Origin of the sequence: Bradyrhizobium sp. 142 (assembly GCF_023074015.1) — a bacterium.
Taxonomy (GTDB): Bacteria; Pseudomonadota; Alphaproteobacteria; order Rhizobiales; family Xanthobacteraceae; genus Bradyrhizobium.
In genome coordinates, this window is record NZ_JADPKQ010000252.1 from 1 (window position 1) to 21451 (window position 21451).

Annotated in this window: 15 protein-coding genes; 8 read left to right on the forward strand and 7 right to left on the reverse strand. The window is 63.9% G+C overall.

What is annotated here, in order from left to right:
• Positions 1 to 160 precede the first annotated feature (160 nt).
• Positions 161 to 901, forward strand: coding sequence for a DUF5655 domain-containing protein (locus IVA82_RS23145; protein ID WP_247387197.1), 741 nt, complete (start codon positions 161 to 163; stop codon positions 899 to 901).
• A gap of 165 nt (positions 902 to 1066) precedes the next feature.
• Here IVA82_RS23145 and IVA82_RS23150 read toward each other — a convergent pair whose 3' ends face one another.
• Both IVA82_RS23150 and IVA82_RS23155 read right to left on the reverse strand, forming a co-directional pair.
• Positions 1067 to 3514, reverse strand: coding sequence for an adenylate/guanylate cyclase domain-containing protein (locus IVA82_RS23150; RefSeq protein ID WP_247387198.1), 2448 nt, complete (start codon positions 3512 to 3514; stop codon positions 1067 to 1069).
• A gap of 164 nt (positions 3515 to 3678) precedes the next feature.
• Positions 3679 to 5751, reverse strand: a complete 2073-nt coding sequence (locus tag IVA82_RS23155; RefSeq protein ID WP_247387199.1) for an AsmA family protein — start codon at positions 5749 to 5751, stop codon at positions 3679 to 3681.
• Positions 5752 to 5987: 236 nt separating this feature from the next.
• On the opposite strand from IVA82_RS23155, the gene IVA82_RS23160 reads away from it, so the two are divergent.
• Positions 5988 to 6662 carry a Crp/Fnr family transcriptional regulator gene (locus IVA82_RS23160; RefSeq protein WP_247387200.1) on the forward strand — a complete coding sequence of 225 codons (675 nt, stop codon included), beginning with the start codon at positions 5988 to 5990 and terminating at the stop codon, positions 6660 to 6662.
• 194 nt (positions 6663 to 6856) lie between these two features.
• Here IVA82_RS23160 and IVA82_RS23165 read toward each other — a convergent pair whose 3' ends face one another.
• The 4 genes from IVA82_RS23165 to IVA82_RS23180 form a co-directional block, all read right to left on the reverse strand.
• Positions 6857 to 10015: an efflux RND transporter permease subunit gene (locus tag IVA82_RS23165; protein WP_247387201.1), complete on the reverse strand. Its 3159-nt coding sequence runs from the start codon at positions 10013 to 10015 to the stop codon at positions 6857 to 6859.
• Positions 10015 to 10944, reverse strand: a complete 930-nt coding sequence (locus IVA82_RS23170) for an efflux RND transporter periplasmic adaptor subunit (RefSeq protein ID WP_247387202.1) — start codon at positions 10942 to 10944, stop codon at positions 10015 to 10017. Before IVA82_RS23170 ends, IVA82_RS23165 begins: the two co-directional genes overlap by 1 nt.
• Positions 10945 to 11103: 159 nt before the next feature.
• Positions 11104 to 11775: an OmpA family protein gene (locus IVA82_RS23175; protein WP_247387203.1), complete on the reverse strand. Its 672-nt coding sequence runs from the start codon at positions 11773 to 11775 to the stop codon at positions 11104 to 11106.
• 168 nt (positions 11776 to 11943) lie between these two features.
• Complete coding sequence (locus IVA82_RS23180) at positions 11944 to 13443, reverse strand: caspase family protein (protein ID WP_247493568.1); 1500 nt, start codon at positions 13441 to 13443, stop codon at positions 11944 to 11946.
• A gap of 393 nt (positions 13444 to 13836) precedes the next feature.
• On the opposite strand from IVA82_RS23180, the gene IVA82_RS23185 reads away from it, so the two are divergent.
• A complete protein-coding gene (locus IVA82_RS23185) occupies positions 13837 to 14643 on the forward strand; it encodes an N-acyl homoserine lactonase family protein (RefSeq protein WP_247387205.1) in 807 nt (268 codons plus the stop codon).
• A 267-nt stretch (positions 14644 to 14910) separates the two neighbouring features.
• Here the strand turns inward: IVA82_RS23185 and IVA82_RS23190 are convergent, their stop codons facing one another.
• Positions 14911 to 15474, reverse strand: coding sequence for a MarR family transcriptional regulator (locus IVA82_RS23190; RefSeq protein ID WP_247387600.1), 564 nt, complete (start codon positions 15472 to 15474; stop codon positions 14911 to 14913).
• 110 nt (positions 15475 to 15584) lie between these two features.
• On the opposite strand from IVA82_RS23190, the gene IVA82_RS23195 reads away from it, so the two are divergent.
• From IVA82_RS23195 to fahA, 5 genes are all read left to right on the forward strand, one after another.
• Positions 15585 to 17225 carry an FAD-dependent oxidoreductase gene (locus tag IVA82_RS23195; protein ID WP_247387599.1) on the forward strand — a complete coding sequence of 547 codons (1641 nt, stop codon included), beginning with the start codon at positions 15585 to 15587 and terminating at the stop codon, positions 17223 to 17225.
• Between the two features lie 23 nt (positions 17226 to 17248).
• Positions 17249 to 17473: a DUF2783 domain-containing protein gene (locus tag IVA82_RS23200; RefSeq protein WP_247387598.1), complete on the forward strand. Its 225-nt coding sequence runs from the start codon at positions 17249 to 17251 to the stop codon at positions 17471 to 17473.
• 22 nt (positions 17474 to 17495) lie between these two features.
• Complete coding sequence (locus tag IVA82_RS23205) at positions 17496 to 18458, forward strand: MBL fold metallo-hydrolase (RefSeq protein WP_247387597.1); 963 nt, start codon at positions 17496 to 17498, stop codon at positions 18456 to 18458.
• Positions 18455 to 19801, forward strand: coding sequence for a homogentisate 1,2-dioxygenase (gene hmgA / locus IVA82_RS23210; RefSeq protein ID WP_247387596.1), 1347 nt, complete (start codon positions 18455 to 18457; stop codon positions 19799 to 19801). The genes IVA82_RS23205 and hmgA overlap by 4 nt, the downstream gene beginning before the upstream one ends.
• A 178-nt stretch (positions 19802 to 19979) precedes the next feature.
• Positions 19980 to 21254, forward strand: a complete 1275-nt coding sequence (gene fahA, locus IVA82_RS23215; protein ID WP_247387595.1) for a fumarylacetoacetase — start codon at positions 19980 to 19982, stop codon at positions 21252 to 21254.
• The last annotated feature ends 197 nt before the right edge of the window (positions 21255 to 21451 follow it).

A 21451-nucleotide genomic window follows, 5' to 3' on the forward strand; every position in this document is an offset into this window, starting at 1 on the left:
CATCGACGACGTCAATCGCCATCCGGTTGTCCACACCTGGTCCTACAGACTCGCCGAGGCTGCCTGATATGATTCGAATCAAAGAAACGCTGGCCTAGGTGTTCGCTTTCTGGCGACGGAATTTACGACTAGCAACGGAGAGCGCATCGATAGCCTTGGGTTGGACGAAAATGGCTGCCCGGTAATCCTGGAATACAAGAGATCTCTAAACGAGAATGTAATCAACCAGGGACTCTTCTATCTCGATTGGCTTATGGATCACCGTAAGGATTTTCAATGGTTGGTGCTGGATAAACTCGGCAAGAAGGACGCGGAAGGCGTCGACTGGTCCGCGCCTCGTTTGATCTGCATTGCGGGCGATTTTAACAAGTATGACGATCATGCGGTCAAGCAAATTCAGCGCAACATAGAGCTTATTCGATACCGGCGGTTTGGGCCGGAATTGCTGATGCTTGACTTGGTCGCTGCGACTTCAGTCAAGGGCTCGCCAGCAGCGAGTGCTGGAACGATGAGCAGTGAAGTTGCTATTCCGGCAGTAGGAAAATACAAGACCATTAGTGCGGTCATCGAAGAGCTTGATGCTTCTATGGTCGACCGATTCGAGGCGCTAAGGGCGGCTGTCGTGGCGCTCGGAGACGACGTGCAAGAAGCAACCCTCCGTCTCTACGTTGCGTTCAAGCGGATCAAGAATTTCGCATGCGTCGAATTCCGCCCCACGGCGGCGAAGATTCTTATTTATGTTAAAGTAGACCCGGAAAGCGTCAAACTCGAATCGGGATTTACCCGCGACGTCTCCAACATAGGGCATTTTGGTACAGGTGATTTGGAGATCACGCTCTCCAAATCGGAAGACCTCGAACGAGCAATGCCCTTCATCAAACGCAGTTATGAGAATTCATAGTCGCGGCACCGCTGATTTGCCCAACGGCACGACCGCCCGATAATGCCATCCTGCCAGTGTTTTGCCCGACGGGTCAAACCGGCTTTTGCCACATGCACGTAAGTCATTGATCCCGCACGCACCGTCTACTGTGCATGGGGTTGTTTTCGACTCTTTTGTTTGCGCCTACATCCTTCGCCGTGCCGCCGCCGCGTCCACCACGTTCTCCACCTCCTCGCGCCAGGACAAGATCTCCATCGCGAGCACCGGGTGATTGAAGCCCTTGAGCACGAGATCGTCGAGCGGGCGGGCTTCGACGAAAGGCTCGACCATGCCGTAGACGCGGCGGGAGACCACGACCTGGCCGGCCTTGGCTTCGTCGCACAGGCGTGAGGAGAGGTTGGTGACGCTGCCGATCGCGGCATATTCCAGCCGCTGCTCGAAGCCGATCTGGCCGAGCGTGGCATAGCCCATGGCGACGCCGACGCCGAAGCCGAGCGAGTGGCCGCGGTTCTTCCATTTCTCGGTCAGCTTGCCGATCTCATCGCGCATCTCGACCGCCATCTTCACCGCGCGCTTGGTGTGGTCGGCGAATTGAATCGGCGCGTTGAACAGGATCATCACGCCGTCGCCGGCAAAGCGGTCGAGCGTGCCTTCATAGCGATGGATCAGTTCGCCGAGCGCGGCGTGATATTCGCGCAGCACGTTCATCGCCTCTTCCGGCTCGGTCGCCTCGGTGAAGGAGGTGAAGCCGCGCAGGTCGCAGAACACCACCGTCACCTCGCGGCGGTGGCTGTCGAGCAGCGCATCGTGGCCGTCGGACGAGGCGATCAGCTGGGCGACCTGCGGGGCGAGGAAACGTTCGAGCCGCTTGATGCGGCCGATCTCGCCGAGTTGCTTCTCGACGCGTTCCTCCAGCGAGCGATTCCAGTTGCGGAGCTGCTCGGTCTGCTCCTGAAGCTTGGCCGCCTGCTGCTGCACGGTCTCGTGCGCGGCGGCGAGCTCGCGGCCCTTGTCGTCGACCTCGGTGAACAGCCGCGCATTGCGCATCGCCAGCACCGCCTGGTGGGCGAAGGTGCGCATCAAGCCGGTGAGGCTGCTGGCGAACTCGCCGCCGGCGCGGCGCAGCACCACCAGCGAGCCGAGCGTACCCTGCTGGTCCAGCAGCGGCACCACCAGTACCGAGTGGAAGCCGGCTTCGATGGCGACGTCCCGCAGCGGCTGTTCGGCGGCATGGTCGAGATTGGCAAGCGCGATCGGCTCGCCGGAGCCTGCAGCATCGCTCAGGATGTTCTGACCCTCGTCGATGGTGACATGCGCGCCCTCGGCCGATTTGTCGATGCCGTTAGCCTCGACCAGGTTGAACCGCCGCGTCTCGGCATCGTAGCCGTAGATCAGCACCGCATCGGCATGGGTGATCTCGATCGCGCGCGCCGCGATCGTCGGCAGCACGGCGTTGAGATCGAGCGAGGAGGCGACCGCGCGGCCGACCTCTTCCAGCACCTTGAGCTCGTTGATCGACTGCGCGAGGTCGCGGGTGCGTTCCTCGACCTTGGTCTCGAGGTCCGAATAGGTCTCCTGGATCTGGCCGGCCATGCGATTGAACTGTCCGGCCAGGTCTTCCAGCTCGTCGGCCGTGTGCACCTCGATGCGATGACTGAAGTCACCTTCGCCAAGCTTGTGCGCGCCGTCGCGCAGCGCGGTGATCGGGATGATCATGCGGCGGGCGAGCAGCGTGCCGGCGAGTATCGCAACCATCAGGCCCATGCCGATCAGGAGCGCGATACGCACCAGCTGGTCGCGGATCGGCGTCAGCGCCTGGGTGGTCGGTTGTTCGAACAGCACGCTCCAGCCGAGCTTCGGCACGGTGCTCGCAGCGGCCAGCACCGAATGGCCGTTAAAGTCGGTGCCGGTGGTGTCGGGCTCGCGGTCAGGCGCGATCGCGGCGGCGACCTGCGGCAGCTTCGACAAGTCCTTGCCGATGTCGGGCCCCTTCGACGATGTCGCCAGCACGCGGCCGCGCGGATCCACGACATAGGCGAAGGCGGCCTTGCCGAGCTGGGCATCGGACAGGGATTCAGAGAGAAAGCTGAGATCGATCTCGGCCACGGTGACGCCGGCGTTGAAGCCGGAATGCGCCACCGAGATCGACATGAACGGCGTCCGATCGACGAAATAGGCCGGCGCGTAGCTGACGCCGCGCGCGACGGTGTCGGTGAAGCGCATGTCGCGGGAGAGGTCGGCATTGCCGCCGGTCGAGGTCGACTGGCGCGAGACCCGCAGCACCTCGCGACCATCGCCGTTGAGCTGGAACAATTGGGAGACGACCGCGACCTGGTGCAGCAACTGGGCGTAGTCGGCGCGGCGCTTCTCGAGCGTGTCCTGGCTGGCCCGGGTTACCCAGCTGATCTGGCGCTCGAGTTCGGAGACCGATTGCTCGATGCGCCGCGCGCCGGCCTGCGCCTTGTCCTCCAGCCCGTCGGTCAGCGTCGTCTTGGTGGCGCGGTAGGAGATCCAGGTCTCCATCGCGCCGTTGACGGCGAGCACGAACACGACGAGGCCGACGAGAGAGACGACGTATTTGGCGAACAGGCCCTCGCGGAAAAACCGGGTCTTGTCTTTCGCTCCTGCCATCCGGGTCCTCTCGCGCCACGACCGACGCCAGCGCTACGGGCCGTACGGGCCCGAGCGCCCTTCTACCACAATTTGGGCCGTGGGACCGGTCGAGCGCCGGGCGTGGTTACCAGCTGCGGGCGGCGAGGCGGGCCGGCACGCTGGTGAATTGTCGCAGCGGGAGATCACCGATTAAAGAGCTGTCGCAGCACGTCGTTCATCGGCTGGCTGTCCTGCTGCGCGACCGGCGGATCCGCCTGGGCGGGAGGCGCCGGCGAAGCCTGCGGTGCCGGCGTGGACGGCGTCGCGGGCAGGCTGCGGCTGCGGCCGGCGGCAGTGCCGGTGCCCGTGCCAGTTGCAGCGCCGCCGGAGAGTCCCTGCTGGATCAGATTGCCGATCGCCTCGCCCAGCGGGCCGCCGAGCGGATTGTTCTGCCCCGGCTGCTGCGTTTGCGGATTGGGATTGCCGGCCGCATTGTTGCCACCGGGTGCAAGGTTGCCGCCAAGATTGCCGCCGAGCCCGCCCAGAATATTGGCGAGCCCGGCGCCATCCGCGCCGAACAGGCCCGTACCCATCTCACGCAGCTTGGCATAGGCGGCGTCCGGATTGTCGAGCATGCCGGCCATATCAGGATAGATCCGCGGCTGCGACCAGGTGCCTTGGATCATCACGGGAATGCCGAAGCCGACCGGCTCGGAGCTGCGGCCCTGTCCTTCGGTGGTCATCACCAGCTTCGGCTCGACGCGGAAGCCCATCATCTTGGTGTCGAGTGCGATGGTGCCGGCGCCGGTCACGCGCACCAGCGGGCCGACCAGATTGAGATCGGTCGTCACCGCCTGGCCCTTGTCGATGCGGAAGGAGGCGGAGAGCTGCGACAGATCCGTGCTCTGCTCCTGGCTGGGATTCTGGTTCTCCTGCCAGCCGGACAGCGTGCCCGCTGTCAGCGAGCGGATCATCTGCGCGACATTGATGCCGCGGATGGCGCCGTCCTGGAAATTGACGAAGGCCGTGCCCTGCATGTTGGCCATCAGCGCGCGCTGGCTGGTGCCGGCGCTGCGCAGTGCGAGCTTGGCTTGCAGCTTGCCGTCGATGCGGTCGAATTCGGCGAGACCCTGAAGCAGCGGCAGCGCGCGAACGCCGACGAGGTCGGAATGCATGGCAAAGCTCGGTGCGCCGCTGGTCGCATCCAGGATCGCCTCGCCCGAGACCTGGCCGCCATAGGCGCCGAGATTGGCGGTGCCGGCCTTCAGCACGCCGCCCGCGAGCTTTACGTCCAGTGCGAGCGGTGCGAAGCGCGCCTCGCCGATGACGGCTTCGTTCGCCGAGATCCTGACTTGCGCGTCGACGTAATTGAGCCCGGAGAGGTCGATCGGCGCATTGCTCCAGGGCTGCCCGGACGCGCCGTCGGGCGATTTTGCCAAGGGAATTGCAAGTCGCTGGAAGTCGAGATCAACCTTGACCAGGGGCTTGCTCGCGATGTCGACCGAGGCCCAGCCGTTGAACGCGCCGTCGCCAAGCGTGCCATTGACGCCATTGAACATCACGATGGGCCCATTGAGCCGGACCTCGGCATGTCCGGAGAGCTGAGATTTCAGCACGTCGGGCATGTCGATGGCGAAATCGACCGGGATCGTCGGCCGATCGATCGGCGGCGCCGGCGTCGTCGCCTTGATGTCGAACTTGACGGCGTGGTCGCCCGCACGTGCGGTGCCGGTGATATCGACCTTGCGGTCACGGCCGGTGACGGCGTCGGCGTTGATAGCGCTGACGCGGCCCTCGGCGCGATCGCGTATGCGCGCGAAGGCGATTTCGCCATCGACGATCTTGATGCGGTCGATGCTGGCGCCGTCCATGTCAATCGCGAGCGGCTTTGGCGACGAATCGGCATTCGGCAGCCGTTCGCGCAGCAGCGGCTGGTAGAGCACGGGATGGGTGACGACGAGATCGGTGATCTTCGGACGGCCCGACCACACGCTGGAGAGCGACATCTCGGCCTGCACGCTGTCGATGATCAGGCGCGTGACGCCGCTGCGGTCCTTTGGGTCCTGAAGCGTCAGGTCGTTCAGCGTCACGTTCAGCGCCGGCCACAGGCTGATTTTCGTGGTGCCGTCGATCGTCAGCCGATAACCGGTTGCCTTCTCGACTTGCGCTGCAATCGTCGAGGTCAGGAAACCCGAGGGAATCCCGACCACGAAGAGAAGCGCGATCACGATGATGACGGCGGCTATCGCCGCGCCGGCGAATTTGACTGCTCTCATGTCGACTTTCCAGCGATGGACAGGCGGTGTCGAAGCCGGCCGGTCACCCGTCCCTCGCGCGTGAGTTTAGCCCGAGCCGGGAAGCCGCTCCAAGCGGCTAAAAATAATCTGAGGGGACTGTAAAGTTATGTGACTTGTGACACACTTCTCCGGCGCGGTTTTGCGCGATTCTGATGTTGATGGTTCCAAGCGATTTGCCAGGGAAACTGGCTTAAAGAAATCACAAGGACATTGAAATGAGCAAGCAGGCCGAATTTGCGGTCATCCTGAAGATGAACGCGATGTTCGCGGATCTCGGCGCGGACGAACTCCAGCGGTTGGCCAATCTCTGCCACACCCAGCACCTGGCGAATGGCGAGGTGCTGTTCCAGAAGGGCGACCCGGGCGATGCGCTGTTTGGCGTGCGCCGCGGCCAGGTCCGCATCGAGACCGGTGCCGCCGACGGCAGCCGGCTGACGCTGAATTTCATGGGCCCGGGCGACCTGTTCGGCGAGGTTGCGGTGCTCGACAGCCAGAGCCGCACGGCCGACGCGACCGCCGGCGAAGCCAGCGAGCTGTTCGTGCTGCGGCGCGAAGACTTCCTCGCCTTCCTCGAGCGGGAGCCGAAGGTCGCGATCAAGATCATCGCGCTGCTTTGCCAGCGCATCCGCTGGCAGAGCGAGCGCATGGAAGAATCCATGCTGCAACCGCTGCCGGTGCGGCTGGCCCGGCGACTTTGCGCGCTCGCCGCTGATTTCGGCTCCGAGGTGCACATCTCGCAGGAGCAGCTCGGCGTCTTCGTCGGCGCCGCCCGCGAAAGCGTCAACCGCCAGCTCCAGGCCTGGCGCAAGGAAGCGATCCTTGATCTCCAGCGCGGGCGGATTTTGCTCAGGAACATGACCAAGCTGACGGCGATCGCGCGGAATGAGTAGGGAGGCAGCTAGGCTTGTTCGCTGCCGTCAGGGCGAGGCAGTTCATCAGAAGAGCCCCAGCTCGCGACCCAAGCTTTAACGACCTCGATCGGCACGGCACGACCGGTGTGCTTGAACGCTTCGTAGCGAAGACGATCCTCGGCTGTCAGGTTCAGAGATGCCGCTCGCCAACCCGCCTTGCGCAATCGACACGACTACTCCGCCGCGGGGTGCACGACGTTCTTCCGCACCGGCGGTGCTGCCGCTGCGCCGGCTTGCGGAGCCGCGTGGTGGTCGGCCGTCTCGGCGTCCTCGCTATGCACGATCAGCCGGCTGCCGAAACGCCAAATGAGCGCGCCGAGATCATCCATCACCATGAACATCGCGGGCACGAACACCAGCGATAGGATCGTCGAGAAGATCAGGCCGCCGATCACCGCGAGCGCCATTGGCGAGCGGAACTCACCGCCGGCGCCGACTGCGAGCGCGCTCGGCATCATGCCGGCGGCCATCGCGATCGTGGTCATCACGATCGGACGGGCGCGTTTCATGCCGGCGTCGATCATCGCTTCCTCACGCGGCTTGCCGGCACGGATCGCTTCGATCGCGAACTCCACCAGCATGATTGCGTTCTTGGTGACAATGCCCATCAGCATCAGAATGCCAATCCAGACCGGTGTGGTGAGCTGCTTGCCGGTGACGAGCAGGGCTGCGATGGCGCCGCCGATCGACAGCGGCAGCGAGAACAGGATGGTGATCGGCTGCAGGAAGGTGCCGAATAGGAGCACCAGCACGGCATAGACCATCATCAGGCCCGCAGTGATCGCGGTGGCGAAGCCGTCCGAGAGTTCGTTGAGGCTTTCGGCATCGCCTGAGGGGCTGACCTTCACGCCCTTGGGCAGGCTCTTCATCACCGGCAGGTCGGAGATCTTCCTGGTCGCGTCGCCAAGCGCTGCGGAGCCGACGAGATCGGCGGCGACAGTGGCCTGCCGCTCGCGATCGTAGCGATTGATGCTGGTCGGACCCTGGTCGAGCTTGACGTCGGCGATGACCGAGAGCGGTACGCCGCCCTTCTCGCCGTGCTCGCCCAGCGGCACGCGCAACTGCTCGAGCGTCCTGAGATTACCGCGGGCGGCGTCCTCGAGCTGCACGCGGACTGGTACCAGGCGGTCGCCGACGTCGAACTTGGCAAGCGCGGGACCGACATCGCCGATGGTCGCGACCCGGATGGTCTGCGACAGGCTTTCGGTCGAGACGCCCAGCCGCGCGGCGAGATCGGCCCGCGGCTCGATGCGCAGTTCGGGGCGTTCCAGCGCGGTTTCCGAGATCACGTTCGAGATGGTCGGAATCCGCTTCATCTGCGTCGCAAGCTCGCTCGCGACGTTGTTGACGATGTTGGCGTCGGCACCGGTCACGACCAGCGAGATCGCGCGCAGGCCGTTCTCGTCAAGAAACCAGAAACGGATGTCGGGAATGTTCTCCAGTTCCTGGCTGACCGAGAACTCGAGCTCGCGCTGGGTGATGTCGCGATCGTCCTTGGGGGTGTAGTTGATGATCAGGGCCGCACGGCGCACTTCCTGCGTCCCTGGCGGCACGCGGCCGCCGTCCACGAAGATGCTCTTCACCTCCGAGCGCTTGCGCAGGCGCGAGACGATGTCTTCGGTCACCTTCTCGGTATAGGAGAGCTGGGTTCCAGGAGGCAGCTCGATCGCGAGCAGCGAGCGGGCGCTGTCTTGCGCGGGCAGGAAGCCCTGCGGCAGCAGCGTGATGCTCCAGATCGAGGCGGCGAAGACGCCGAAGCCGATCAGCACGGTGATGAAATAGTGCTTCACCGACCAGGTCACGATCTTGTGGTAGTTGCGCAGCACCACGCCCGGCGGCGGCTCCTGGTGATTGGAGTGCTTGAGGAAATAGGCCGCCAGCATCGGCGTCACCAAGCGCGCCGCGAGCAGCGAGAAGAACACCTGCACCGACACTGTGATGCCGAACTGCTTGAAGAATTGTCCGGCGATGCCCGACATGAAGCTCGCGGGCGCGAAGATCGCGATGATCGTGAGCGAGATCGCGATCACCGCGAGGCCGATCTCGTCGGCGGCTTCGAGCGCGGCACGATAGGGTGATTTGCCCATGTTCATGTGCCGCACGATGTTCTCGATCTCGACGATGGCGTCGTCGACCAGAATACCTGTCGACAGCGTGATGGCGAGGAAGCTGACGAGGTTGAGCGAGAAGCCGAGGATGTCCATCGCCCAGAACGCCGGGAAGATCGACAGCGGCAACGAGATCGCGGCGATGATGGTGGCACGCAAATCGCGCAGGAACAACAGCACGATCACGACGGCGAGGATGGCGCCTTCGAACAAGGTCGAGATCGCCGCCGTATAGTTGCCCTTGGTGTATTCGACCGAGGTGTCGATCAGCTTGAGGTCGACATCGGCATAGGCCGCCTTGAGCGCGTCGATGCGCTTCTGCACGGCGCCAGCGACCACTACGTCGCTGGCGCCTTTGGAACGCTTGATGCCGAGCGCGACCACCGGCTCGCCGTTGAAGCGGGCGAAGGTGCGGCGGTCGGCGATGGTGTCGGTGACGGTGCCGAGATCGTCGAGCCGGACCTCGCCGCCGCCGAACAGCGGGATCATGGTGCCGGCGAGGTCGCCGAGCGTCTTGGCGCCCGCCAGCGTGCGGATCGCCTGGTCGTTCTTGCCGATTTCGGCGCGTCCCCCGGCCACGTCGACATTGGTGCCGCGCAGGCTCTGGCTGACATTGACGGCGGTGAGCCCCATTGCCTGCATGCGGTCGGGATCGAGCGAAACCAGGATCTCGCGCTCGACACCGCCGATGCGCTCGACCTGGGCGACGCCGCGCACGCCCTGGAGCGCGCGCTTGACCACGTCGTCGACGAAATAGGAGAGCTGCTCCGGCGTCTTGCCGGGCGAGATCGCGGCATAGGTGACGATCGGCAGGCCGATGACGTCGACGCGCTGAATCAGCGGCTCGGTGACATTTTGCGGCAGGTTGGAGCGTACGCGCGTCACCGCGTCCTTGACGTCGTTGAGCGCGCGGTCGGTGTTGGTCTCCAGAGCAAACTGGATGGTGGTGACCGACAGGCCGTCGGTGATCGACGAGGTGATGTGACGCACGCCCTCGACTCCGGAGACCGCGTCTTCAACCGTCTTGGTGACCTGCGATTCGAGTTCGGCGGGGGCGGCGCCGAACTGCGATACCGCTACCGAGATCACGGGAATGTCGGCCGATGGCAGCCGCGTCACCGCGAGCTTGGTGAAGGAGACCCAGCCGAGGATCAGCAGGATAATCGAGAAGACGACCGACGGCAGCGGATTGCGAATCGACCAAGCCGAGATATTGAGAGCCATCAGCGTACCCGCGTGCGATCGAGTTCATCGGCGAACATGGTTTTGATCTGGTCGCCGTCATGCAGCGAAGAGCCGGCGTCGGCCACGACGATTTCGCCGACGGCGACCCCTTCGAGGATTTCCGTTGCGCTGTCGGACGTCAGTCCGACCCGCACCTTGCGCGTCTCGATCGTGTTGCCTTTGACCACCTGCACGGTGAGATGGTCGATGGCGGTCTTGGGGACCGCGACGCCGCAGCTTCGTTTGGCGTCGATGGAGGCGCGGGCGAAGGTGCCGATCTTCAGCGAGGGATTGTTGGTGACGCTGATGCGGACGCGGCCGAGTTGCGTGGTGCGGTCGATTTCGGGAGCAACCAGCCGGACCCGTCCGATCAGATCGGGCGCGTCGTCGCGGCTGATGCGCACGGTGGCGCCGGCGCTCAGCTTGGGCATGTGCACGGCTGGAACCTGGGCGTCGAGCTCGATCTCGTTGTTGACCGCGATGCGGAACATCGGACCAGCCTGCGGCGAAGCCGGCGCGCCGACGACGGTGCGGACTTCGGTGACGAGGCCCGGAGCGGGCGCCTTCAACGAGATCGGGCCTTGCGGTCCGGGCCGTTGCGGCTGGCCCGGAATCTGCGGTGGCGCGGTCAGGCGCGCGAGCTCCTGATTTTCGGTCACGGTCGTACCTTCGGTGACGAAGACGTCCGTGACCCTGGATCCTTCCTGCTCGGCGACGACCACGGCCTCGCGCCGCGGCACGAAGAAGCCGGTCACCCGGACGAGGTCGGAAAAGCAAGCGTTGGTCGACTTCGTCACGATGACGAGTGCCTCGCCCGGCGTTTCTTTCGCTTCGGGGCGATGCCGATGCTCGAACAAATAATAGCCGACGCCGAGCACGACGACGAACGCGACGGTTCCGGCAGGCTTGAGATATTCGGTGATCTTCATCGCCGGATCATCCTGGCCTGGCTCGCGGCCGTCCGCGCATGGCCTTGCGAGAGCATTTCCCTGAAACGAAGCGGCGTCCCGCAAGGCTGCGGGACGCGCTTCGGAAGCGAGTTGTTACACCACATCACGACTTGTCACTTCGAAAAGATTACGCCGTGGTCACTTCGATGCGGTGGTCTTGTTTTCCATGTTGACGACCTGGACGCGGCGGTTCACCTCCGCCATCGGCTGGCTCGGGTCCTTCAGCTTGCTCTTGCCATAGCCGACGGTGACGAGGTCGGTCGCGGAGATGCTGTACTTGTCGACGAGATAGCGCTTGATCGAATCCGCGCGACGCTCCGACAGGTCCTGATTGTAGGCCTCGCCGCCGGCGGCGTCAGTGTGGCCCGCGACGACGAAGGTCGAGCCCTTCAGGTCCGGGCTGGTCAACGCGCGGCCGAGCGCCTGAACCGAGGCAAGCGATCTGGGGCTGATATTGGCTGAATTGTAGTCGAAGGTGATCTCAAGGTCGATGTTCGGCTTATCCTTGGCCGCCGACGCGATCTCCTCGCGCTCGGTCGACGAGAGTGAGCGCGTTGAACGACCGCGCACGGACTGGATTAACTTGGTCTCGGTCGCGCTCGGCGCGGCATCGGTCTGTGGGCCAATCGAGAGGCCGCGGGTCAAGGGCTTCTTCGCCGGCGGCGCGAGCGCGCGGACGATCTCGTCCTCGGTGACGTTCTTGCTGTTGCCGTCGTCGGCCGCGCGAGCAGGTGACACGGGCAGCGACAGTGCGGCGCCGACGGTGATGATGGACAGGATTGCGGTAAGTCCTTTGACAGCCAATCTCATTATCAGTCCCTCCTGCGCAGCCAGCGCGCGCGATTCCAAAAGTCCTGCAATAAGGCCCCCAAAAGTCCTGCAATATGGCCCCCAGAAGGCCGCCTGCGGCATCCGTCCAGTTAGTCTTCGCCGGGCCGCCGAGGGTTCGAGACGCGCCGCCCCCAACTCAAAAAAATATCAACGTACTCCGTAGCTTGCGAATTCCTGAACGATGTTCGGGTCCATCGCCTTGGCATTGGCGACGTCCAGCGCCCCTTCCTGGGCCGAGCCATTGCGCTGCTTGGCGATCCCCCGGCCATAGAGCGAGGAGGTCAGGCGCGGGTTGACCTTCAGGGCGGCGTCGAAATCGGCGATGGCGTTCTTGACCGCCCCGGACTTCAGGTTGACCAGACCCCGGCTGTCCAGCGCATCGACGAAATTCGGCCGCAGCCGCAGCGCCTCGTTGCAATCTTTTAGTGCGCCCTGGAGATCGCCAACCACAGTGCGGGTCCAGCAGCGGTTGTTCAGCGCCTCGACGTCCTTCGCATTGATCCGCAGCGTGTCATCGAAATCCTTGATGGCGAGGCCGTAGGCCCCCTTGCTGGCATAGACCTGACCCCGCCGGTACAGCGCGTTCACGTCATCCGGATTGGCGGCGATCTTGGCCGTCAGGCTCTTGATGGTGGGATCGTCGGCCAGCGCGGCTTGGCTCGGACCGCTGTCGATGCTCGGTGCTGTGACGGGATCGACCGGCTTTACCGGTGGCGGCGGCGGGGGCAGGGCGGCTTCGACCTGCGGCTTCGGCGGAGGCGCCGGGGCGGGCGCAACGGTCGTCTCTGGCTTCGATGCCGGAGGCGGCGACGGTGGAGCGGGCGGATTGTTCGCGACCACAGGGGACGGAGCGGGTGGTGGCGGCGGTGTCGTTGCCGACGGGCGCGATCCACTGGCCCCCGGAATGAACGAAAAATCCTCGGCCAGCGAAGAAGAAATCCACGGCACCTGCTCGCCGCGGGAGGCGCGGGTGACACCCATTTTGGTGCGATTCAGCGTTTCTTCCGCCATCAGATCGGGGACGCGGATTTCCTTCAACAATTCCTGGACGAACAGGCTGTGGTCGCCGCCGGCATCGGAGACCACGGAGGCCAGCGCCGCCGAATACATCACCAGGGTGCCGTTCGGCGCGATGACCGGCGTCAGGCCGGCTGAGAAACTGCGGAACCGGCGCTCGAACGGATTGCGCCTGGAGGCGTCGATCAGCGCGATCTTGACTCCGGCGCCGCGGGTATTGAGCTCGCCAAGGACCATCTCCAGGCTAAAACCGTCGCGGCGCACGTCCGACTCGGTCCAGATCTGCGCATCGACCGGAAGCATGTAGCTCTGGCGCGCCGACTGGATGCCGAAGCCGCTGAAGAACACCAGCGCCACCGACCCCGGCTTGATCTTGCCGTAGAGCTTCTCGAAGGCACGGCGCATGCCGTCGCTGGTCAGGTTCTCGCCGATTTCGACCGAAAAGCCGTCGCGCTTGAGCTCGTCGGCGATGTCACGCGCGTCGTTGAGCGGTTCCTTGAGCGGGGCGTCCGCGTCCGGATATTTGGCATTGCCTATGACCAGCGCATAGCGATCGCCGGCCGCCCAGGATGGCGCGGTCGGGACCAGCGAAACGAGCAATGGCAGAAGAAAAAGGAGGCGAATTTTCATAATCAGCGCGGTCCAGCCAAAAAGGCGCCGTTCCCAGCTTGCGCCGCGGCGACCTTAACTTACGCAATAGGCATTATCAAACCGGGCAAGGGGGGCGTCAACCGCTTGCAGATTCGGCGTTATCGCGACAATTAACCGCGACGCAGGGGCGCGTTGCGAGGGGAATAAACGGGCAGCCACGGTTGCGCTCGACGCATTCTGGTTGGGCATTATGCAGTTATGTTAGGGCAGTCATGGCTACAAAAATGTGATTGGTCTCACATTGCGGGCCGGCGTCCTTCGCAACCAGCAGTGTTTGACCTTTGCGGCGGACAATGGCTTGCTGGGATCGATCGCCCCTGATGGTCCATTCAGAAGAAAAGCGAAGCCAAGAATAAAGCCAAGAACAAAACCATGGGAAACGCCTACGAAATCTACGCGCTGCGCTATGCGACGATGTCGCCGCGCACCCCGAGCATGAACTTCCTCGCGCCGGATCCGCATGACAGCGCGGCGCAGGATCTCGACTACTTCGTTTGGCTGATCCGCGGCGGCGGGCGCGATATCCTGGTCGATACCGGCTTCAATGCCGAGGAGGCGACCGCGCGGGCACGCAAGCTGACGCTCAATCCGGTCGATGCGCTGGAGCGCTTTGGCGTCGCGGCGTCAGGCATTCGCGACATTATCGTGACCCATCTGCATTACGATCATGCTGGCAATCTCGATCGCTTTGCGAATGCGCGCTTCCATCTCCAGGAGCGCGAGATGGTTTACGCGACCGGCCGCTGCATGTGCAACGGCCTGCTGCGACATCCGTTCTCGGTCGAGCACGTCACGCAGATGGTGCGCCATGTCTATGGCGAGCGCGTCACGTTCTATTCCGGCGACGGCGAGGTCGCGCCCGGCGTCACCGTGCACCGCGTCGGCGGCCATTCTGACGGTCTGCAGGTCGTCAGGGTCGAGACTGCGCGCGGGCCGGTGGTGCTCGCCTCTGACGCCGCGCATTACTACGCCAATCTGCAGCGCCGGAGCCCGTTCCCGATCGTCTACAATGTCGGCGACATGGCGGTCGGCTGGGAGACGATCGAGCGCCTCGCCGGCCATCCCGACCGGTTCATTCCCGGGCATGATCCGATCGTGACGGAGATCTATCCGCGCGCCAGCGACAAGATCGACGCCTGGGCGCTGCACCTGCCGCCGTCGAGATCGTTTGCGAGTTGATCCTCATGGTGAGGAGGCACGCAAGCGGGTGCACGATGCGGCGACATCGGCAGTGGGCTCCCTCTCCCGCTTGCGGGGGAGGGTTGGGGTGGGGTGTCTCCGCGTCGGGATTGTTGAGATTGGGGAGGATATCCCGCCGTGGCGAGAGCCCTCACCCGCCGCGCTCTGCGAGCGCGTCGGCCTCTCCCGCAAGCGGGAGAGGCGGAGCAAGCCCGCGGACAATCCTCGTGAGATCCGTATGCGATTGCCCTGCGTTGTGCGGGACGACTAATACGCCTGCTTGGCGTCGGCCTCTTCGCTGGTCTGGATCAGGTCGAGGCTCTCTTCAATCTTGCCGAGCAGAGCCGACAATTGCTTGCGCTCCTGCACGGAGAGACAGGCAAGGATCTCGTCCTCCCGCCGCAGCAATTGTGGAAACAGCTCCTCGTAGAGCGCGCGGCCCTTCTTCGTCAGTTGCAGGCGGAATTCGCGGCGGTCGGCTTCGTTCTCGACGCGCTCGATCAGACCTTGATGCAGCAGCGCCGTCACCGCGCGGCTGATGGTGGACTTATGGGTACGGGTGCATTGCGCGATGTATTGCGCACTACAGGCATCGTTGCGGAAGCCGAGCGTGGCAATCACGCGCCAGGCCGGAATGTCGAGGCCGTGACGCTCCTGATACTCGACTGCGAGCGCGGAACTCACTTCCGCCGCGAGCCGGTTCAGGCGGAACGGCACGAACCTGAACAAGTCGAGCCGCGCCTTGAACCCCGCCTTGAACCCCGCCTTGGCTTTCGGCGATGCCTCGTCCGCTTCTCGTGCCTTCAGCGCAGTGTCTGATGTCCTCGCCAAGAATGCGCTCCGAATTCCAGTTGACGGCCGGCTAGCTCCGGTCCAAAATAGTTGCACGTGAGACTATATAGCAGAGCAGCCCTCTACTGACCAGAGCCGAGGTTTAGCGCATGGCGCAGGCCAAGAGCCAACAGGCCAACACCCAACAGGCCAAGACCCAGTTCGGTTATCGCCGTCACCCCGATCAGGATCGCTCCGGCCAAAGTCCGGCCGAGCATGCGGTCGTGGTTGTCGGTGCAGGCCCGGTCGGGCTGTCGCTGGCGATCGATCTCGCGCAGCGCGGCCAGCGCGTGGTGCTTCTCGATGATGCCGATCGCATCGGCGAAGGCTCGCGCGCGATCTGCTTCTCGAAGCGGTCGCTGGAATATTGGGACCGGCTTGGCGTCGGCGACCGCATGGTCGAGAAGGGCGTGGTCTGGAGCGTCGGCCGGATCTTTCACGGCGAGTCCCAACTCTATCAGTTCAATTTGCTGCCGGAGAATGGCCACAAGCGGCCGGCCTTCATCAACCTCCAACAATATTACGCGGAGGCCTATCTGGTCGATCGCATCAATGATTTACCGGAAATCGACCTGCGCTGGCGTAACATGGTGACGGCGCTGGAGCAACGCAATGATTCCGTTGCGCTGACGATCGAGACGCCCGAAGGTGCTTACCGCGTGCATGCACAGTATGTCATTGCCTGCGACGGTGCGCGATCCACGCTGCGCCAGATGGTCGGCGCCGACTTTGCCGGACAGGTGTTCGAGGACCAGTTCCTGATCGCCGACGTGAAGATGACCGCGGAATTTCCGACCGAGCGCTGGTTCTGGTTCGATCCGCCGTTCCATGCCGGCCGTTCCGCGCTATTGCACCGACAGCCCGACGATATCTGGCGTATCGACCTTCAGCTCAATCGTTACGCCGATCCCGTCGTCGAGAAGAAGCCAGAGAACGTGCGACCGCGGATCGCACGCATGCTGGGGCATGACAAGTTCGAGTTCGAGTGGATCTCGCTCTATAAATTCCAGTGCCGGCGAATGGACCGCTTCATCCATGGCCGAGTACTCTTCGCTGGCGATTCCGCGCATCAGGTCTCGCCGTTTGGCGCGCGCGGTGCCAACTCAGGGCTTGAAGACGCGGAAAATCTTGCCTGGAAGCTCGACCGCGTGTTGCGCGGGGCATCGCCTACCCGTCTGCTCGAAAGCTACCATGTCGAACGCAGCATGGCGGCTGACGAGAACATTCGCGAGTCCACCCGATCGACCGATTTCATGGCGCCGAATACGTCGCAGGAAGCGCGGCTGCGCAAGGCGGTGCTGTCGCTGGCGAAGGAGACAGAGTTCGGCAAGCGCATGGTCAATGGCGGGCGGCTCTCGGTGCCATGCAGCTACGATACGCCGCTGTCATCGCCCGATGTCGATGCATGGCGCGGCGGACCGCGGCCCGGTTGTTCCATGCTCGACGCGCCCGTTGCGGCCGGCGCAGGCGGGCAGGCCTATCTGACGGACGCGTTCCGCGAAGGGGGAACGGAGTTCACCTTGCTGTCGTTCAGCAATGGAGCAGCGATCGAGACCCTTGACGGTGTCAAGGACATCCGCATCGGCGCGGGCGGTCTGGCCGATCCGGCGAGTCTTGTCGCAAAGCGCTACGACGCGGAGCCCGGCTCCACCTATCTGCTCAGGCCGGATGGCTACGTCGCGGCACGCTTCCGCCACCCGACGCGCGGTGGCCTTTCGGCGGCGCTGTCGCGGGCCCAAGGCCTGAACTAAAGTGCTTGAATTGAGGTCACTGCATGCCGTTGTCCACCACCTCCAATTTCGCACGGCCCGATGACGCCTTTCGCGCCATCGTCGAGGCGCATCGCGGCCTCACGGACGAGCAGAGCGCCGATGTCGACGCCGCGCTGGTGCTGATCCTCGCCAACCATATCGGCGACATCGACCTGCTGCAGGAAGCGATCGTGCTGGCGAAGCGGCGCATGATCGACGGTCAGCAGCAACAACAGCAACAACAATAGCAAGGTCTTAAAGGATAAATTGATGGCGAAGAACTTCGCATCCACCGGCGACCTCTCCGAGAAGAAGATCACCTTCTCCGAGATCGGCACCGATCTCTACGCCTTCACCGCCGAAGGCGATCCGAACACGGCCGTCATCGTCGGCGACGACGGCTGCCTCGTGTTCGACGCCCAGGCGACGCCGGCGATGGCGGGCAAGGTGATCGAGCGCGTCCGCACCGTCACCGACAAGCCGATCAAATATGTTGTGCTGTCGCACTATCACGCCGTGCGCGTACTGGGAGCCTCCGCCTACAAGGCGCAGGGCATCGTCGCCTCGCAAGAGACCTATCGCCTCATCGAGGAGCGCGGCCAGCAGGACTGGGATTCCGAGTACGGTCGCTTCCCGCGCCTGTTCCAGGATGCGGCGAGCATTCCCGGCCTGACCTGGCCGACGCTGACCTTCGAAGGCGAGATGTCGATCTATCTCGGCAGGCGCGAGGTGCGGCTGATGCAGCTTGGCGCGGGGCACACCTCCGGCGACATCGTTGCCTGGGTGCCGGACGCCGAAGTCATGTTCTCCGGCGACCTGATCGAATACCACTCGGCCTGCTATTGCGGCGACGCGCATTTGCGCGAATGGCCGCTGACGCTGAACGAAATCCGCAACTTCAATCCCAAGGCGATCGCGCCGGGCCGTGGCGACGCACTCAAGGGTTTGGCCACCGGCCGCGAGGCCATCGCCATGACACGTGATTTCGTTACCACGCTCTACGGTGCCGCTGAGATCTCCGTCGCCAAGAGCCGTACGCTGAAGGAAACGATGGCGGCAGCGCGCGAGGTGATGGATCCCAAGTTTTCGAGCTTCGCCATCTACGAGCACTGCCTGCCGTTCAACGTGTCGCGCGCCTTCGACGAGGCCTCGGGGATCGATGACCCCGTGATCTGGACCGACAAGCGCGACCAGGAGATGTGGGCTGCCCTGCAAGGAGGAGGATCATCATGAACATCAATACCTCGCCCGATCAGATCGTTCGCAGCACCGCACAGGTCACGCCGGGCTATATGTCCGGCTTCGGCAACAGCTTTGAGACGGAGGCGCTGCCGGGCGCGCTGCCGATCGGGCGCAACTCGCCGCAGCGCTGCGCCTACGGGCTCTATGCCGAGCAGCTTTCGGGTTCGCCCTTTACCGCACCGCGCGGCACCAATGAGCGCTCATGGCTCTATCGCATCCGCCCGTCGGTGAAGCATTCGGGACGTTTCGAGAAGGCCGATGCCGGCCTGTGGCGCTCGGCGCCGTGCCACGAGAACGACCTGCCGATTGCGCAACTGCGCTGGGATCCGGCGCCGATCCCGAAGGAGGACATGACCTTCCTCCAGGGCGTGCAGACCATGACCACGGCCGGTGACGTCAACACGCAAGGAGGCATGGCCGCGCATGTCTATCTCATCACCAAGTCGATGGTGGACCAGCATTTCTACAATGCAGACGGCGAGATGATGTTCGTGCTCCAGCACGGAATCTTGCGCCTCGTCACCGAGTTCGGTCGCATCGACGCCGAGCCCGGCGAGATCGTGGTGATCCCGCGTGGCGTCAAATTCCGCGTGGAGATTCCGAACGGGCCGGCGCGCGGCTACCTCTGCGAAAACTATGGCGGCGCCTTCACGCTGCCGGAGCGCGGGCCGATCGGTGCCAATTGCCTCGCCAATGCCCGCGACTTCCTGACGCCGGTCGCCTGCTACGAGGACAAGGACGCGCCGACCGAGCTTTACGTGAAATGGGGCGGCGCGCTGTTCAAGACCACGCTGCCGCACTCGCCGATCGATGTCGTCGCCTGGCACGGCAATTACGCGCCCTACAAATACGATCTGCGCACGTTCTCGCCAGTCGGCGCGATCAGCTTCGACCATCCGGATCCCTCGATCTTCACGGTGCTGACCTCGCCGTCCGAGACGGCGGGCACTGCGAATATCGACTTCGTCATCTTCCCCGAGCGCTGGCTGGTCGCCGAGAACACCTTCCGTCCGCCCTGGTATCATATGAACATCATGAGCGAGTTCATGGGTCTGATCTACGGCGTCTACGACGCCAAGCCGCAAGGTTTCGTGCCCGGCGGCATCTCGCTGCACAATTGCATGCTGCCGCACGGCCCGGACCGCGACGCCTTCGAGCACGCCAGCAATGGCGAGCTGAAGCCGGTGAAGCTGACAGGCACCATGGCCTTCATGTTCGAGACGCGCTATCCGCAGCGCGTGACCGCGCATGCTGCAAAGTCGTCGACGCTTCAGGACGATTACGCGGACTGCTGGAAGGGCCTCGAGAAGCGGTTCGATCCGAACCGGCCGTGACGTTCTTCCCCTCTCCCCTTGTGGGAGAGGGTGGCTTGCCGCGTAGCGGCGAGACGGGTGAGGGGTCTGTCTCCGCGAGAGAACCTCTCTCGTACGGACATGCGGACAAAACCGCTCATCCGGCGCTTCGCGCCACCTTCTCCCACAAGGGGAGAAGGAAAAAAGGACCAGGCCAAAAGTGACAACCCACCCCAACGATCCCAGCCTCCGCTCCTTCATCGACGTCGATGCCGCTTCCGACTTTCCGATCCAGAACCTGCCCTACGGCGTGTTCTCGACCGCGGCCAATCAGACGCCCCGCGTCGGCGTCGCCATCGGCAATTACGTGCTGGATCTCTGGGAGCTCGAGCAAGACTCGCGGCTCGATGTCGGGCCGCTCGGCGTGTTCTCCGCACCCTCGCTCAATGCCTTCATGGACCTCGGTCCCAAGGTCTGGTCGAGGACGCGGGCGCGGATCAGCGAGCTGTTGCGCGCCGATCATCCGGAGCTGCGCGACAACAGGGAGCTGCGCGCGCGGACGCTGGTGCCAATGGCGGATGTGACAATGCACATGCCCTTCGCGGTCTCCGGCTACACCGATTTCTACTCGTCCAAAGAGCACGCCACCAATGTCGGCGTGATGTTCCGCGGCAAGGACAATGCGCTGCAGCCGAACTGGCTCTACATGCCGATCGGCTATAATGGCCGTGCCTCAACTGTTGTCGTGTCCGGAACCAAAGTGAAGCGACCGCGCGGGCAGCTGAAGCCGCCGAACGTGGAGACGCCGAGCTTTGCGCCGTGCAAGCGGCTCGATTTCGAGCTGGAGATGGGCGTCGTCGTCGGGCATCCGTCGGCGATGGGCGGCATGCTGACCGAGCAACAGGCCGAGGAGATGATCTTCGGCTTCGTGCTGCTCAACGACTGGAGCGCGCGCGACATCCAGCAATGGGAATACGTGCCGCTCGGGCCGTTCCTCGCCAAGGCGTTTGCGACCTCGATCAGCCCGTGGGTGGTGACGCGCGAGGCGCTGGAGCCGTTCCGGCTGGCAGGACCGGACCAGGAGCCGGCGCCGCTCGATTATCTCAAGCAGGCAAAGCCGCAGAACTACAGTATCGAGCTCGATGTCTCCTTGCGCCCCGGCAGCGCGAACGCACCAACGAGCATCAGCCGCACCAACTTCAAATACATGTACTGGTCGTCGGTTCAGCAACTGATGCATCATGCCTCGAGCGGCTGCGCAATGAACGTCGGCGATCTCCTGGGGTCCGGCACCATCTCCGGCCCGGAAAAGAACCAGCGCGGCAGCCTCTTGGAGATCAGCTGGAACGGCACCGAGCCGGTCGAACTGCCCGGCGGCGCCAAGCGATCGTTCCTGGAAGACGGCGACAGCCTCGTCATGCGCGGCTGGTGCCAGGGCAAGGGCTACCGCGTCGGCTTCGGCGAGGTCGAGGGCACGATTTTGCCGGCGGAGTAGTTCTGCTGCCGGAGTGACGCGACGCTCCGTCCACATTCTCCGTCATTGCGAGGAGCTCTTGCGACGAGGCAATCCAGACCGCTTCCACAGAGGCATTTCTGGATTGCTTGTGCGCCAGGCAAGCTGGCGCGGTCCAACCGGTGGAAGTCCGGTCCGGGTAAGCCGTAGCGGGCGCCCGGTAGTGAGTGTTGCGGTGT

Bases quoted from the DNA above. Each gene is read 5' to 3' on its own strand.
- IVA82_RS23150 (WP_247387198.1), bottom strand. From the start codon at position 3,514: ATGGCAGGAGCGAAAGACAAGACCCGGTTTTTCCGCGAGGGCCTGTTC.
- IVA82_RS23155 (WP_247387199.1), bottom strand. From the start codon at position 5,751: ATGAGAGCAGTCAAATTCGCCGGCGCGGCGATAGCCGCCGTCATCATC.
- IVA82_RS23160 (WP_247387200.1), top strand. From the start codon at position 5,988: ATGAGCAAGCAGGCCGAATTTGCGGTCATCCTGAAGATGAACGCGATG.
- IVA82_RS23165 (WP_247387201.1), bottom strand. From the start codon at position 10,015: ATGGCTCTCAATATCTCGGCTTGGTCGATTCGCAATCCGCTGCCGTCG.
- IVA82_RS23170 (WP_247387202.1), bottom strand. From the start codon at position 10,944: ATGAAGATCACCGAATATCTCAAGCCTGCCGGAACCGTCGCGTTCGTC.
- IVA82_RS23175 (WP_247387203.1), bottom strand. From the start codon at position 11,775: ATGAGATTGGCTGTCAAAGGACTTACCGCAATCCTGTCCATCATCACC.
- IVA82_RS23180 (WP_247493568.1), bottom strand. From the start codon at position 13,443: ATGAAAATTCGCCTCCTTTTTCTTCTGCCATTGCTCGTTTCGCTGGTC.
- IVA82_RS23185 (WP_247387205.1), top strand. From the start codon at position 13,837: ATGGGAAACGCCTACGAAATCTACGCGCTGCGCTATGCGACGATGTCG.
- IVA82_RS23195 (WP_247387599.1), top strand. From the start codon at position 15,585: ATGGCGCAGGCCAAGAGCCAACAGGCCAACACCCAACAGGCCAAGACC.
- IVA82_RS23200 (WP_247387598.1), top strand. From the start codon at position 17,249: ATGCCGTTGTCCACCACCTCCAATTTCGCACGGCCCGATGACGCCTTT.
- IVA82_RS23205 (WP_247387597.1), top strand. From the start codon at position 17,496: ATGGCGAAGAACTTCGCATCCACCGGCGACCTCTCCGAGAAGAAGATC.
- hmgA (WP_247387596.1), top strand. From the start codon at position 18,455: ATGAACATCAATACCTCGCCCGATCAGATCGTTCGCAGCACCGCACAG.